Genomic DNA, 1398 nt, shown 5'->3' with positions numbered 1-1398 from the left:
AGCAGGCTCCGGATGTCATGGTGCATTTGCAGGATATGCCATCGGCGGTACAGCAGGAGATGCTGCTCTCTGGCCAGTTGCAACTGGGCTTTATGCGCCGGCCACGGGGCACTACCTTGAGCGAGCATCGTTTGCTCAGTGATCGTCTGGTGCTGGCCGTGCCGACCAGTGTGGTGGGGGCGGATCCGGCTACGTTTGATGTGCCGGCGGCGCTGGCCAGTCAGCCATTGCTGCAGATGGTGGGGCGGCGCTGTCCGGGCTTGAGTCAGCAAATTGCTAATTTCTTGGGCGCTAACCGCTTAACTGGGGTGATTCAAGAAGCTGAAGATATCCAAACGCTGGTGGCTTTGGTGGCAGCGGGGATTGGTAGCGCGATTTTACCGCATAGCGTCAGTTTTATAGCCGGGCCTGCAGTTACCTTGTTTCCGTTGACTGGGCCGCATTCTCGTTGGGAAATCAGTTTGGTGTGGAATCCGGCGTTGGCCGATCCGCTGCGTGACCGGTTTGTCGCGCTTGCCACTTCGCATTATCCGCAGCCGGTGCATGCCGTCTGTGAGTCGGCGCCGCAATAACAGCGGGGTAATAACGCGGTGGTTGATGTGGCTGATTCGGTGGATAAGTGAGCTATTGAGCCATTATTGTATTATTTTAAATATTGGTGCTTATTACTTGGCCATAATAATTTAGGCCAAAACGCCTTATCGTCATTTATATGGCGTTAATCTTCGCATTTTTCCGTCAGTAAATAGTCATTTTATATTTTGATTGAATATTTCACTGCTATTTACTTGCCATTTGTTTGACTGTTTTATTGGTTATTCATCTTACTATTTCCGTAAATTGAACTGTCATTAACAAGTGCTATTTTTAAGTGCCGTGATATTTATTTAGCAAATAGTGTGAATCTACGAGCATAAGAAATCTGTTTGTTGTATTGGCGCTATTTTTTATGACATTATCATGCCCGCTTATTGAAGCACGCTTATCTTGAGTGCTGTTTTAAATCGGATTATTCATGTGATAAATAAGTTATCTCGGTAAGGGATAGGTGATTAGTCATATAAATTATCTGTGGCCGTGCAAACAATAGCAAATAATCATATGTATGATGTCTGTGAGGCTAAATATTCCATCGGCTATAGGGTGTTGGGTTTGTGTATATCGACAGTTTATTTAGGTTGATGCGCGGTTATAGCTCGTGGCCATGAATTGCATGATTAAATACACGATGAAACCACAGCAATAACTAACGCTCTAGCGTACTGACTCTCTGACTTATAGGGTTAATCACCGCTCAAGGCGGTAATGTGATTATTCGTTTAGGCAGCCTTATATCATACCTATTTAAATGGCATGCCGCGGCTGTCTACTCGTTTACGTTTAAGCTGAATTTGGGCT

1 protein-coding gene is annotated in these 1398 nt (G+C 45.7%); it reads left to right on the top strand.

The genetic code is table 11. The features are described from left to right. A partial coding sequence (locus ACRC27_RS01110; RefSeq protein WP_438638935.1) for a LysR family substrate-binding domain-containing protein occupies positions 1–572 on the top strand: 572 nt, incomplete at its 5' end. Positions 573–1398: the final 826 nt, after the last annotated feature.

It is taken from the genome of Plesiomonas sp. (genome assembly GCF_051650925.1).
Classification (GTDB): domain Bacteria; phylum Pseudomonadota; class Gammaproteobacteria; order Enterobacterales; family CAMTGL01; genus Plesiomonas.
This window is presented reverse-complemented; position numbering and strand designations above follow the sequence as displayed.